The sequence below is a fragment of the Micromonospora sp. NPDC047557 genome, assembly GCF_043205095.1.
Lineage (GTDB): Bacteria > Actinomycetota > Actinomycetes > Mycobacteriales > Micromonosporaceae > Micromonospora.
Genome location: NZ_JBIDDK010000017.1, coordinates 134,370 through 147,214, shown reverse-complemented (window position 1 = coordinate 147,214; position 12,845 = coordinate 134,370). Strand labels below are relative to the sequence as shown.

Annotated in this window: 10 protein-coding genes; 6 read left to right on the top strand and 4 right to left on the bottom strand. The window is 69.7% G+C overall.

The window, feature by feature from the left end:
* Positions 1-751 precede the first annotated feature (751 nt).
* Positions 752-1,894 (top strand): transposase family protein, encoded by a 1,143-nt coding sequence (locus ACGGAQ_RS29095; protein ID WP_393054677.1) that lies wholly within the window; start codon positions 752-754, stop codon positions 1,892-1,894.
* A gap of 258 nt (positions 1,895-2,152) precedes the next feature.
* Here the strand turns inward: ACGGAQ_RS29095 and ACGGAQ_RS29090 are convergent, their stop codons facing one another.
* Genes ACGGAQ_RS29090 through ACGGAQ_RS29080 form a run of 3 tightly spaced genes read right to left on the bottom strand, consistent with a single transcriptional unit; the run spans position 2,153 to position 5,432 of the window.
* A complete protein-coding gene (locus ACGGAQ_RS29090) occupies positions 2,153-2,365 on the bottom strand; it encodes an MbtH family protein (RefSeq protein WP_393054675.1) in 213 nt (70 codons plus the stop codon).
* Between the two features lie 35 nt (positions 2,366-2,400).
* Complete coding sequence (locus tag ACGGAQ_RS29085) at positions 2,401-3,558, bottom strand: NAD(P)/FAD-dependent oxidoreductase (protein ID WP_393054673.1); 1,158 nt, start codon at positions 3,556-3,558, stop codon at positions 2,401-2,403.
* Positions 3,555-5,432 (bottom strand): amino acid adenylation domain-containing protein, encoded by a 1,878-nt coding sequence (locus ACGGAQ_RS29080; RefSeq protein ID WP_393054671.1) that lies wholly within the window; start codon positions 5,430-5,432, stop codon positions 3,555-3,557. Before ACGGAQ_RS29080 ends, ACGGAQ_RS29085 begins: the two co-directional genes overlap by 4 nt.
* A gap of 349 nt (positions 5,433-5,781) precedes the next feature.
* Here ACGGAQ_RS29080 and ACGGAQ_RS29075 point away from each other — a divergent pair, with 349 nt between their 5' ends.
* Complete coding sequence (locus ACGGAQ_RS29075; RefSeq protein ID WP_393054669.1) at positions 5,782-7,881, top strand: BTAD domain-containing putative transcriptional regulator; 2,100 nt, start codon at positions 5,782-5,784, stop codon at positions 7,879-7,881.
* Here the strand turns inward: ACGGAQ_RS29075 and ACGGAQ_RS29070 are convergent, their stop codons facing one another.
* The gene (locus ACGGAQ_RS29070) at positions 7,882-8,607 is read right to left on the bottom strand and encodes an alpha/beta fold hydrolase (RefSeq protein ID WP_393054667.1); all 726 of its coding nucleotides are present in this window, start codon (positions 8,605-8,607) and stop codon (positions 7,882-7,884) included. It lies immediately after the preceding gene.
* Between the two features lie 214 nt (positions 8,608-8,821).
* On the opposite strand from ACGGAQ_RS29070, the gene ACGGAQ_RS29065 reads away from it, so the two are divergent.
* The 4 genes from ACGGAQ_RS29065 to ACGGAQ_RS29050 are packed head-to-tail and all read left to right on the top strand — an operon-like array spanning position 8,822 to position 12,790.
* Positions 8,822-9,895, top strand: a complete 1,074-nt coding sequence (locus tag ACGGAQ_RS29065) for an aldo/keto reductase (protein WP_393054665.1) — start codon at positions 8,822-8,824, stop codon at positions 9,893-9,895.
* Positions 9,892-10,968 (top strand): amidinotransferase, encoded by a 1,077-nt coding sequence (locus ACGGAQ_RS29060; protein ID WP_393054663.1) that lies wholly within the window; start codon positions 9,892-9,894, stop codon positions 10,966-10,968. Before ACGGAQ_RS29065 ends, ACGGAQ_RS29060 begins: the two co-directional genes overlap by 4 nt.
* A gap of 8 nt (positions 10,969-10,976) precedes the next feature.
* Positions 10,977-11,927 (top strand): fatty acid desaturase family protein, encoded by a 951-nt coding sequence (locus tag ACGGAQ_RS29055; protein WP_393054661.1) that lies wholly within the window; start codon positions 10,977-10,979, stop codon positions 11,925-11,927.
* The gene (locus ACGGAQ_RS29050; protein WP_393054659.1) at positions 11,924-12,790 is read left to right on the top strand and encodes a hypothetical protein; all 867 of its coding nucleotides are present in this window, start codon (positions 11,924-11,926) and stop codon (positions 12,788-12,790) included. The genes ACGGAQ_RS29055 and ACGGAQ_RS29050 overlap by 4 nt, the downstream gene beginning before the upstream one ends.
* The last annotated feature ends 55 nt before the right edge of the window (positions 12,791-12,845 follow it).

Sequence of the window (12,845 nt, the reverse complement as noted above, 5' to 3'; positions counted from 1 at the left end):
GCACTCGATCCATACCTGTCCACCGACCGAGCCAGGCTCATCGGTCGGACCCCCTGTGCGACACACCCGACCGACCCACAAACCAAACGCGCTCTCAGACCAACTCAGGGCAAGAGTCCCCCGACTCGCGGTCGCCTTCCGGCTGGGCGACCGGCTGACATCCAGAACCATTGAGGGAGTAGGAATGCGAACGCCGTTCAGGCGGGCTGTGTTCGGTGCCATCGCGGTGGCGCTGCTCGGCGGGCTCGGACTCACGTCCTGCGCAGATCCGGGCCGGAACGGCACCGTGGACGCCGGGTTGGCTCCGGTTACCTCGGTGACCGGCGCTCCCGGACCGACTGACCCCGCAAGTCCCTCCTCATCGCCTTCGGCGAGCCGGTCCACGAAGCCGTCTCCCCGCCGGTCGCCGTCGCGCGCCCCGACGAGCAAGGCCGGTACGCCGGCCGCACAGAGCAACATCGCCTCCCGGCTACACACGATTCCGGCCAGCACCCGCCAGCTCATCATCGTCTACAGCAACGGCTACGGCACGAGCGTCGTCCCTTGAGACGTTCGAGAAGGTGAACGGCGTGTGGCGGTCGAAGTTCGGGGTGTTGAGCGCGCGGATCGGCACCAAGGGGTTCAGCGACAGTCATGTGGAGGGCGTTTCCACGACGCCCACTGGCGTCTATGGCATCGGCTCCACCATGTACGGCGTGCAGGCCAACCCTGGCGTCAAGTACAGCTACCACCGGCTTGTGGCGGACGACTATTGCAACACAGCGCCGCGGGGCCGCTCACGACGGTCGTCGGATCGCATCAGGGCATCGACGGTTTTGCACTGACCAGCCCGAACGACCAGGTCATCGCCTACGACTATGCGCACACCGGCAAGCAGGACGCCCTGCTGCTGTACCGCCCCGGCTCCGGGCTCGTCACCATCGTCGGGCACGCGGCCGGCAACACCTTCTGGCCGCACCTGATCTCGTCCAGCGGCATCGCCGGCTACGACCTCGCCGACACGCGGGACCGCATCGTCGCCTTCGACTATGCCCACACCGGCATGGCCGACCACCTCGCCGTCTACCGGCCCGGCACCGGCTACCTGGACGTGGTGCGGCACGACCCCGCCGACACGTACTTGGCAATCCACGTCTCTCACCGGGGTGTCGGCAGCGTCGGCTGGTTCGACCTGCGCAACGCCCAGGACCGGAGCGTCCCCTATGACTTCGGGCGTACCGGCAGCGCGGACCATCTGCTGCTGTACCGGCCCGGTGGGCGCGCCGTCACCATCGGCACGCGACAGGACATCGATGTTGTCCGTGCGATGGTTCGGACCGCCGCACAGTCTGCCATCCTTATCGCCGATTCGTCGCCCGCGTGGACGTCCGAGGATGTCTCGTTCACGCCTTCGTGTCACGATCTGCTGGAGTCGCTACTCGCTGTCTGCGACGGCCGATCCGGTCAGGACCGTGATCATCCGGTCGCGGTCGTGCTCGCCCTGGTCGCGGCGGCCGCGATAGCCGGATTGAAGGGCTACACCGCGATCAGCGGCTGGGTCGCCGACGTACCCGCCGACATCCTCGACAGCCTGTATGAGCGAGTCGAAGCCCGACCCGGCGGACGGCCGTCACGCTCGACACTGTGGCGGGTCTGCACCGACATTGACGACGACGTCCTGGACGCGGTCATCGCCGAATGGACCACCGCCCAGCGCACCGGCGCCGGCGAACAGGGTCCTACCAGCACCGATACACGAGCACAGATCCGTCTGGACGGCAAGACCGTACGCGGCGCTGTCGACGCCGACGGCGAGCAACTGCATTTGCTGTCCGCCTTGGCCGGCTCGCCCGGTCCGGACCCGGCCGCCGTGATCATCGCCCAGGCACCGACCGACGGCGCCAAGACCCGCTAACCAGAAAACGCCCGCGCCCTCCTGGCAGGACTCCGCCGAGGTCGCGCTGCGGCTGGGCCGCGATCACGGCATTGGCGTCCGCGCCGGCCAGTTCTGCGCGCATCCCCTGGCCCGCGCCTGATCCAGAACACCGCGATCGGCGCCTGCGGTGACACGCCCGGCCTTGTCCGGATCAATTTCGGTCTCGGCAGCACCACCGAGGACGTCGACCAGGTGATCGAGGCGTTGCGTAGCCACTGATCCGCCACCGGGCGATGGTCATGCCTGTTCCGCCATGGCGCGGCGCAGGCTGAGCGGCCGCATGTCGGTCCATACCTCGTCGATGTACGCGAGGCACTCGGCCTTCGGCCCGGTCGTGCCGGCCGGGCGCCAGCCCGCGGGGATGTCCCGGCCCACCGGCCAGATCGAGTACTGCTCCTCGTCGTTGAGGACGACCGTGTAGGCGCGATCGTCCTCGTCCTCGTACGACATCCTGTGCTCCTGTCTCGCTGCGTGATGTTTCTCGGTCAGACGACGTTCTGCTCGCGCCGGACGTCGGCGTGCTCGAACCTGCTCGCATGAAAGCCGGTCACGTCGGTGAACGGCGTGACGCCGAGGTACAGGTCCCGCAGCACCTCGCCGACGGCCGGGCCCATCATGAATCCGTGTCCGGAAAATCCCCCGGCGTAGAGGAAGCGGGAGATCCCGCCGGCCTCCCCGATCAGGCCGTTGTGGTCCGGGGTGACCTCGTAGAGGCCGGCCCATCCGCCGGCGATCCCGACTCCGGTGAGCGCGGGCGCCCGGCGCTGCATAGCCCGGCCCATCGCGGGCAGCCACCGGTCGGTAGGTGTTTGCTCGAATCCGGTCATTTCGTCAGGGTCGGAGAAGCCCATCAGCAGGCCCTGGCCCTCGTCGCGGTAATAGAACGTGGTGCCGAAGTCGATGGTGAACGGCACGCGCGGACGACCTCCGCCCATCGGCTCGGTGTAGACCACCTGACGGCGCAGCGGGGCGACCGGCAGCGTGACGCCGGCCCAGTCACCGACCTGGGCCGACCAGGCGCCGGCGGCGCAGATGACGGCACCGGTCCGGATCGTCCCGGCCGGTGTGCGCACCGCGGCGATCTGACCGCCGGCGGTCTCGATCGCGGTAGCGGGGCAGTACGGGATCAGCTGGGCATGGTGCCGGCGGGCCGCGGTGGCGAAGCCGAGCACCACCGACTCTGGGGTGCAGTACCCGTCCTCCGGCGAGTAGGCCGCCGCCAGCAGCCCGTCGGTCACTATGTGCGGCGATAGCCGGCGTGCCTCGGCCGGCGTGATCATGCGGTTTGGGATCCCCAGGTCGTTCTGGAGCCGGACGCTCTGATCGAAGGCGGCCACGCTGTCGGGGGAGTCGAGCAGGAACAGATAGCCGGCCTGATGCAGGTCGATCTGCTGGCCGAAACGCTGCGGAAAGGACTTGAGCAGTTCCATGCTGCGGACGGCCAGCGCGATGTTGATCTCGTCGGAGAACTGGGTGCGGATTCCGCCCGCGGCCTTGCCGGTGGAGCCGCCGCCGAGCGCACCCGCGTCCAGGAGCACGACGTCGCGTACGCCGGCCGCGGCCAGGTGGTAGGCGGTGCTCACTCCGATGATGCCGCCGCCGATGACGACGACCTCGGCTGACGATGGCACCTGTACGGTCATCGTGTTCCCTTCTCGTACTCGGCCAGAAGGCGGTCGATCTCGTCCTCGGAGAGCCGGGCGATGTGCTGTGCCAGCCGGGCCGCCTCATCCGCGGTGTCCGGGGCGAGGGCACGGGCCGCCTCGGCCAGGGCCGCGATCGACGGCGCCTCGAACAGGAGCTGTACCGGCATCACCAAACCCAGCGCGTCGTTGACCCGGGCCATCAACTGGTGTGCCAGCAGCGAGTGGCCGCCGCTGTGGAAGAAGCTCGTCTGAACGTCCGGCACGCGCTCGGGCGGCGACCCGAGCACGTCCGTCCAGGCCGAGGCGATCACCTGCTCGAGCGCGTCCCGCGGACCCTGAACCCGCTGCCCGTCCGGCTCCGGTTCCGGAACGTCGCGGAGCGCCTCGCGGTCGAGCTTGCCGTTGCGAGTCAGCCGGAATTCGCCGACCGCGACCACGGTGTCCGGCACCATGTAGGACGGCAGGTGCCGCCCCAGGTGCTCGCGGACGTCGCCGGTGTCGACGTGCCGGCCGGGCCGGGCCTGGACGTACGCGATCAGGCTGGTCCCGGCCGCGGTGGGGACCACCACGGCCTCGCGCACCGCATCATGGTCGCGGAGACACGCCTCGACCTCGCCCGGCTCGATCCGGAAGCCGCGCAGTTTCACCTGGTCGTCCCTGCGGCCGAGAAAGTGCAGCACCCCGTCGTGGTCGCGTCGGACGCGGTCGCCGGTGAGGTACAGGCGCCCGCCCGGCGGCCCGAACGGATCCGGCCGGAATCGGGCGGCGGTCGCTCCGGGCTGCCCGGCGTATCCCCGGGCCAGTCCGGCGCCGCCGATGCAGAGCTCGCCCGGCACGCCGCCGGTGACGGGATTCATGTCGTCGTCGAGCACGTGTGCCCGTACCCCGTCGATCGCGGTCCCGATCGGCGGGAGCCCGCCGGCGGTACCGCCGACGCCGGCGGCGGTCGCGACGACGGACGCCTCGGACGGCCCGTAGTGGTTCACCACTTGGTAGGGGGCGTCCGGAGACGGTCGCGAGGTGAGCCGGTCCCCGCCGGTCAGCAGCGTCCGCAGCCGCAGGCCGGGCGGAGCCGGCAGGCGCATCACCTCGGCCGCGAGCGGGGTCGGCAGGAAGCTCACGGTGATCTCCTGCCGGACCATCCAGCGCAGCAGCTCGGCGGGCTGGATCCGGATTTCGTCCGGGACCACATGGATCGAGCAGCCCGCCGCAAGGCTCGGCCAGATCTCCCAGACGGCCGCGTCGAATCCCGGCGACGCCACCTGGGCGGTGCGGTCACCGGGCCCGATCCGGTACGTCCGGACGTGCCACGCCACAAGGTTGGACAGCCCGCGATGCGGTACGGCGACGGCCTTGGGCGTGCCGGTCGACCCGGACGTGTGGACCAGATAGGCGAGGCGGTCCGCGGCCGGCGCGGCCGTCCGCGGATGCTCCTGGCCGGTCGTGGCGACGCCGGCGGTGAGTACGTGCTCGGCGGTCAGATCCGGTCCGGGGCCGGCCGCTTCCGGAATCAGCAGGATCCGCGCGCCGGAGTGGGCGAGCAGCAGCCGCAGCCGGTCAACGGGCTGATCGGGGTCGAGGGGCAGGTACGCGGCGCCGGCGCGGAGCACGGCGAGGGCGGCCACCACCAGCGCCGCGCCGCGGGGAAGGCAGAGCGCCACCGGTTCATCGGGCCGTACGCCGGCCCGATGCAGCCGCCAGGTCAGCCGGGCCGCGGCCCGGTCCAGGTCCCGGTAGGTCAGGGTGACGTCCGCGTCGGACACCGCGACGGCGTCCGGCTGGTGCGCCACCCTGCGCTCGATGAGATCGGCGACCGAAGGGGCGTCCGTGCCCGGACGGATGTCTGCTGGATCGGCCGGAAACCGCTCCACAAGTGAGCTCCCCTCGTACGTCGTCTGCCGGACTCATCGTGGCGAAGGTTCCTGCTCCCGGGCGGACCGGCGGCGCGCCGATCGGATACGGTCCCGGGCCGCTCGAATCCCAGGCGGGACGCATCAGCCCGGTGCGAGTGCGGGTTTCCTACGGTTCGAGGCCCTGTCCAGGACCAGGAAAGCGAGCAAGATCATCGATCCTTTCTATCCGTCTACATTGATCTTTGATAAGGTTGGCCCGGTTGCGACAAGGTAACGAGTTCGTCAACGGGGAGCCTCAATTGCTACAAACCTGCACGTCATCGCAACTTAACGATCATTTACTTCGATGTAATGAAAGTGGTTCCCGGTGAACCCGGGACGAGCCTCGACACTGCCGGGAATCCCTCAGCCGATCCGAATCGGCGAGCGTCTGCGCCATCTGCGGCGGCGCGCCGGGCTGACCCAGGACGAACTGGCCGGCAAGGCTCAACTCAGCCTCGGCGGCCTCCGGGACCTCGAACAGCATCGGGTGGCCCACCCTCGTGCCGCCACCCTGCGACGCCTGGCCGCGGCACTCGATCTGTCCGAGCAGGAGACGGCCGAGATCGTCCGGCTCGGGCAGGAGGAACCGGTCGTCGCGCCGAACCTTCAGATCCAGCTGCTCGGTGCGCTGACCGTCTGGGTCGACAGGGAGCCCGTCGAACTGCGCTCCGAGCCGCAACGCCGGATCCTCGGCGTACTGGCGATGTCGCCCAACGTCCCGGTCGCGCTGGAGTCGATGGTCGATCTCATCTGGGGTCAGCGACCTCCGTGCACCGCGTCCGATCTGGTGCGGTCCCAGATCTCCCGGCTGCGCCGGAAGCTGCGGTCGCGGCGTTCGGCGTCACGGGCCGGTGACATCCTGGTGGCGGTCGCGGGCGGGTACGTCCTCAGGGTCGAGCACAACCAGGTGGACCACCTGGCCTTCCGCGGGGTCATCGACCAGGCACGCCGGGAGAGCGCGGCGGATCGGCCGGAGGCCGCGATCGTGGAATATCAGCGCGCCCTCGGGATCTGGCGCGGCACACCTCTCGAGGACCTGCCCGAGCTGCACTCGCAGCCTGCGGTCGGTGCGCTGCTGCGGGAGTACGAGCGGATGATCCTCGAGTACGCCGACGTGGCCGCACAGGTCGGCCGCCACGAGGAGAGTCTGCCCGCGCTGCACGACCTGATCATGCTCAGTCCCTGGCACGAACCGGCTTACGCCAAGCTCATGGTGGGCCTGGCCGCGACCGGCCAGCAGGTGGCCGCCCTGCAGGTCTACCACGACCTGCGCGAACGGCTCTCCGACGAGCTGGGCCTGGACCCGGCGGCGGAGCTGCGCCAGGTGCACAACGTCATCCTCGCCGGCGAGGCCGGTCGACACCCGCAGCCGGCCCGCATGCCGCCCCAGCCGGCGCCTGCCGAGCGAGATCCGATCATCGGGGTGCCGACCCAGCTCCCGGCGGAACCGCAGGGTTTCGTCGGCCGGGTGAGAAACCTCAACGCGCTGGACGAGCTGGTCGCCCGGACGTACGACACCCCGGGGGCACTGACCCTCGCCGTGGTCTCCGGAACCGCCGGGGTGGGCAAGACCGCGCTGACGCTGCACTGGGCCCAGCGGGTACGCAGCGAGTTCTCCGACGGGCAGCTCTACGCCAACCTGGGCGGATTCGGGCCCGATTCGTCGCCGGCCGATCCCTCCACCGTGCTGGGCGGCTTCCTGGAAGCGCTCGGCGTGCCGTCCTACCGGCTACCCGCGGGGCTCGCCGAGCGTGCGGCGACGTTTCGCAGCATGCTCGCCGGCAAGCGGATCCTGGTCGTGCTGGACAACGCCCAGGACGCTGACCACGTCCGTCCGATGCTTCCCGGGACACCGGGTTGCATGGTCGTGGTGACCAGCCGCAACGCGATGCGTGGGTTGGTCGCCCTGGAGGGCGCCCACTTCACCTCGCTGGATCTGCTCCCCCGGGGGGAGGCACACGCGCTGCTGGTCCGCCGGCTCGGCGAGCGGCGGGTGGCCGCGGAGCCGCGCGCCGTGGACGTTCTCATCGGACGATGTGCCGGACTGCCCCTGGCACTGGCCATCGCGTCGGCGCGGGCGGCGACCAACCCGATGCTCACCCTCTCCGCGCTGGCCGCGCAGATGTGTGCCGAGGGTGCGCTGAGCGCCCTGCACGACGGCGAACCCTCCACCGATCTGCGCCGGGTCTTCTCGTGGTCGTACTCGAAGGTCGGCCAGACCGCCGCCCGGCTGTTTCGGTTGCTGGGCCGGCGTGCCGAACCCGAAGTGGACCTGTCCACCGCGATGGAGCTGGCCGGGGTGCCGTACGACCGGACCAGGCAGGCGCTCGCCGAGCTCGCGCTGGTCAACCTGATCACCGAGCGGGCGCCGCAGCAGTACGCGATGCACAGCCTGCTGAGGTCGTACGCGGCGTCGCTGGTGTGATCAGAGACCCGTGAGGAAGTCGAGAATGATGCGGTTGACCAGATCCGGCTTGTCGGCCGGCATGGTGTGTGCCGCGCCGGGTACCACACCGAGCCGGGCCCGGGGCATCGCCGACTGGACCGCGAGCGCATGCTCGACGAGCACCAGGTCGGCGTCGCCGATGAGAACCAGCGCCGGCACCGCCAGACCGCCGAGGTCGGCGAGCGTCACGCCGGTCGGCTCGCCCCACAGGACTCGCATCTTGGACAGGACGGTGTCCAGGCGCTGCGGCCCGTCCGGTGACAGCTTCGCGTAGCCGGCGACCAGGGCGGCCGGCAGCATCGCGGGCGTGGTGGAACGCAACAGCTCCACCACGCCCGGCCGCATCCCCTCCAGCGTCACCGACTGGCCCATGAAGACGAGGCTGCGCACCCTCTCCGGGCAGAGGAGCGCGAGGCGCAGGCCGACCATCGCGCCGTCACTCCATCCGACGACGTGTGCCGAGGCGATTCCGAGCGCGTCCATCAGGAGGAGGGTGTCCTCGGCCATCGCGGCGTAGGTGATCGGACCGGGCACATCCGGGGTGCGCCCGTGGCCACGCCGTTCCGCCGCGATCACCTGAAACCCGGTGGCGAGCCCGGACAGCTGCGCCTCCATCGTCTCCAGGGTGCACATGCCGCCGTGCAACAGCAGCAGGGGCTGCCCCGATCCGTGTACCTCGTAGTATGTCGGCGTTGCACCGACCATGACGTACCGGCTGTCACGCCGGTGAGCTGTGCCGTACACGTGGGCCCCCTGTGCTGCGATCCGAGGCCCACGACTGTGGCACGGGCGGGCAGCCGTACCGGGCCGACCGGATGGCCCGGACCGTAGCGGTTCCGCGCGCCGTCCGCTGTGAACCCGCTGACCTGCGGTGACGTTCGCGCTGACTGAACGCCGAGGTGCTCATCGGAGGTCAGCGATGCCGCGCAGGATTTCGTTGGCCGCCCAACCGTCATCACACCTCACGGAGGTACTCGTGGACAACCTCAGGAACCCACTGCCCTCACGAAGTCTCGGCACTCAGGGTCTGTCCGTCTCCGCGCTCGGTCTGGGCTGTATGGGGATGTCTCAGGACTACGGACCCGCGGACGAGCAGGAATCCATCGCCACCCTCCGGCACGCTGTCGACCTCGGCGTGACCCTCATCGACACCTCGATGAGCTACGGCGCAGGAGGCAACGAACGACTCGTCGGCCGGGCCCTCGGCGACCGGCGCGACGAGATCGTGCTCGCCACCAAGTTCGGCATCATCCGCGAGAATCCGGGCGATCCCGCCTATGTGTCCGCTCGCCCGGAGGACATCCGCCGGTACTGCGACAACTCGTTGCAGCGGCTCGGTACCGACCGCATCGACGTCTACTACCTGCACCGGGTGGACGAGAACGTACCGATCGAGGACAGCGTCGGGGCGATGGCCGAGCTGGTGAAGGCGGGCAAGGTGCGTTATCTCGGGCTGTCCGAGACCGGACCGGAGGAGATGGCCCGGGCGTGCAGCGTGCACCCCATCGCCGCGCTTCAGTACGAGTGGTCGCTGTGGTGGCCCGGTCCGGCTGACGAGGTCGTCCCGGCCGCCCGCAAGCTCGGGATCAGCCTGGTGCCGTACAGCCCTCTCGGGCGTGGATTCCTCACCGGGCGGGACCTGCGGACCAGCGATCTGACACCGGACGACGACCGCCATCTCGACCCGCGACTGCAGGGTGAGCACCTGGAACGCAACGTCGCCGTGCTGGAGGCGGTCCGCGAGATCGCTGCCGACATGGGGATCACCGCCGCGCAGCTGGCTCTGGCGTGGCTGCTCGCCCAGGGGCCCGACGTCGTGCCGATCCCCGGCACCACCAAGCGTTCCCGGCTCGAGGAGAACGTCGGCGCGGCGCACGTGGTGCTCGAAGCCGACCATCTGGCGCGGCTCGACGCGGTCGCGAACGGCACGGCATGGTCCGGCGACAGGCAGACCTTCGCGCCGCACCGCACGCTACGGACGGCCCAGGCGTGACCTCGGCGGAGACGGCGACGGGTCCGGTCCAGTCCTACACCGAGTGGGACCCGCTCGAAGAGGTGATCGTCGGAATCGTCGACGGCGCGGTGTTCCCGCCCTGGCACGCCGCGTTGCCCCCGGTGCTGCCGCCTCAGCAGCACGAGACCTTTCGTACGATGGCCGGCCGTCCCTTCCCGCCGGAGCTGGTCGCGGCCGCCCGGCGTGAACTCGACGAGTTCGCACGAATCCTCGACGCCGAAGGGGTCCGCGTCCGGCGACCCGAGGAGATCCCGCAGCGCACCGAATACCGGACGCTGAGCTGGGCTAGCACCGGGATGTACGCCGCGATGCCCCGCGACGTCCTGCTCGTGGTCGGCGATCAGATCATCGAGTGCCCGACCGCCTGGCGGTCGCGGTACTACGAGACGCTCGCCTACCGGCCGCTGCTCAAGGAGTACTTCGCGGGTGGCGCCCGGTGGACCGCCGCGCCGAAGCCCGAACTGACGGACGAGCAGTTCGACCCGAACTGGACCGACAGCGAGGAACTACCGGCACGACTGGTGGTGACCGAGTTCGAGCCGACGTTCGACGCTGCGGACTTCACCCGCTGCGGCCGGGACATCATCGCGCAGCGGTCCAACGTCACCAACGACTTCGGCATCGAGTGGCTGCGCCGCCAGCTCGGCGACGAGTACCGGATCCACGTGTTCGACTTCGCCGACACCCATCCGATGCACATCGACGCCACCCTCGTGCCGATGGCGCCGGGCAAGCTGCTCATCAACCCCGAACGGGTGCCCCGGGTGCCGGATCTGTTCCGCGGATGGGACGTGATCGAGGCACCCCGGCCGGTGCTGCCGGATTCGCACCCGCTCTATTTCACCAGCAAGTGGATCAACATGAACATCCTCATGCTCGACGAGCAGCGCGTCGTCGTCGAGGCGAGCGACGAGCCGATGATCGCCACGATGAAGCAGTACGGCTTCACCCCGATCCTCTGCGACTTCCGCAACTTCAACAGCTTCGGCGGTTCGTTCCACTGCGCCACCCTCGACGTCCGGCGCCGCGGCTCGCTCGTGTCCTACTTCTAGGAGCACTCGTGCAGATATGGAAGAAGTCACCGCTGGACGGCATCCTCGTGGCCCTGAGCGTGGGTCAGTTCACCGCGATGGTCGCGATGGCGGCGCTGTTCGGTCAGATGGCGCCATGGGTGAAGGTCGTCACCGGGCTGACCCTGCCGGTGATGATGGCCTACAACATCATCGTCATCACCCATCTGGTCACCCACTCACCGTGGTTCGCCGACCGCCGGCTGAACTCCGCCGTGTCGATCCTGAACTCGTTGAACATCGGGCAGTCGGTGATGGCGTACCAGCTCACCCACGTCCGGAACCACCACCGCTTCAACAACGACCCGCTGCAAGCCGACGGGACGACCCGGGACATCACCTCCACCTACCGCGGCGGCCGGGACGGCAACCACGCCCCGATGCTGCGGTACTCGGTCGGCGGAGCCGCCGAGTCCCTGATCGGCAGGGCCCGCGAGTTCCTCAGCGCCACCCGTCTGTGGCGGGTCGGCTCCGGCGAGCAGGTCCTGCTGTCGCTCGTCTCGCCGCGCGACCCGCGTCGTGGCCGTGAACTGGGGCAGATCCAGCTGGACCGCGCGGCGCACTCGCTGTCTCTGATCGTGTTCGCGGCCATCTCCTGGCAGTGGACGCTGGCCTGCTACCTGCCGGCGTTCTTCCTGGCCCTGACGATGGTCAACGTCCAGAACTACTACCGGCACTACGGCGCCAATCCGGACGATCGTGCCGCCGATTCGGTCAGCCACTACGGCCGGCTCTACAACCTGCTCTCCTTCAACGACGGATACCACCAGGAGCACCACCTGAACCCCACCGCGCACTGGTCGCAGCTGCCGGCGGTGCGGGAGCGGGCCCGTGTCCGGCTGGACTCCACCGAGCGCATCATCAGCCCGGTCCCGGCCATGCTCGGTTTCCTCCACACCCGGCGTGCGCTGCTGCACACGACGACCCGGGAAAGCGCATGAGCAGCGAAACGGCGATGCTCCCGGTGACCGGGTCGGAGCTGCCGGCCTCCGGGTTCCGGCTGCACCAGACCGATGGGGAGGCCGACTTCGGCGCGGTGGTCGATGTACTGGACGGCCGGCTCGCCGCATACCGGATCACGAACTTCATCAGCGAGCCGGACCGCCGTGCCATCGAGAGCAACTTCTGGGAGTCGATACATCGCAGCCCTCGGTACGGCGAGGGGGAGGACGGTGTGGAGGCGTACATCATCGGCGCCTCGCACATCGAGAAGACCACCGACCAGTACCTGTCCGAGGTCGCGGCCGGAACGCGAGCGCTGGCCGATCTCTATGCCGGCACCACCGATCCGATCTCCGCGTTCCGGCGCCGGCTCGGCGCCCACCAGCCCGGCGTCGCGGTACGCGCGGCCCGGCACGGCGGAAGGGTCGCGGCCGACTCGAAGGCGGTGTGCTGGAACAACGCCGGTGAGTTCCAGTTGCTGCCGCACGACGACCTCGCTCAGCTCTCCGATCCGCTGCAGAAGGGGTTCGAGATCCAACAGGTGCGGCGGGTGATGGCGATCAACGCGTACCCGCAGGCGCCGGCCGGCGCGGGCCAGCTCAGGCTGTGGAACGTCGAACCCGACGACGCTTCCCGGGCCAGGCTCGGCCTGACACACAGCGGATACCCCTACCCGCACGCGGTACTGCGCGACCGGCAGAGCCTCACGGTGGAGGTCGCCGGTGGCGACCTGGTCGTGATCAACGGCAACCTGGTGCACGCCGTGCTCGGCGGCGACCCCGGGCCTTGCAGCCCGAGACGGCTGCTGCTCACCGCGTTCACCGGCCGCGACCCCGCCGGCGACATCCTCTGGTGGACCTGACCGCAGATCCATGATCGACCGTTGTGATCGGCCCGGCCGCGGGCAACGAAGGAGC